This is a genomic window from Pseudomonas entomophila (assembly GCF_013523125.1).
Taxonomy (GTDB): domain Bacteria; phylum Pseudomonadota; class Gammaproteobacteria; order Pseudomonadales; family Pseudomonadaceae; genus Aquipseudomonas; species Aquipseudomonas entomophila_B.
In genome coordinates, this window is the sequence record NZ_JAAMQJ010000121.1 from 1 (window position 1) to 373 (window position 373).

Genomic DNA, 373 nt, shown 5'->3' on the forward strand with positions numbered 1-373 from the left:
TTGGTTTTCTCACCGCTGCGCGTTTGGTCGCCACCTACCAACGAGGTGAGTTCAAGAGTGCTGATGCCTTCATCGCTTTTCTAGGAATGGACTTGCGGGTAGCTCAGTCGGGCAAGAAAAAAGAACGCTCGACGTTGACCAAGCGAGGCGATCCAGAGGTCCGTCGCTTGCTGCACAACGCGGCGATGTCAGCAGGCAGGACAACCGCTTGGAAAACGTTTTACGAAGACAAGCAGAGCTGCGGCTTTAAAAAGACTCAAGTCCTGGTCATGCTGGCCCGCAAGCTGGCTCGGGTGGTCTTTGCCCTGATCAGAAGCGGAGAGGAATATCGTCCAAAAGCCGCTTGAGCGCTTGGCAATTACCATAGAATCTC

At 54.2% G+C, this 373-nt stretch carries 1 protein-coding gene; it reads left to right on the forward strand.

Annotated features, from left to right (window positions below):
- Nucleotides 1-347, forward strand: a 347-nt coding sequence (locus G7007_RS21900; protein ID WP_181105195.1) for a transposase, incomplete at its 5' end; no start/stop codon positions are given.
- Nucleotides 348-373: the final 26 nt, after the last annotated feature.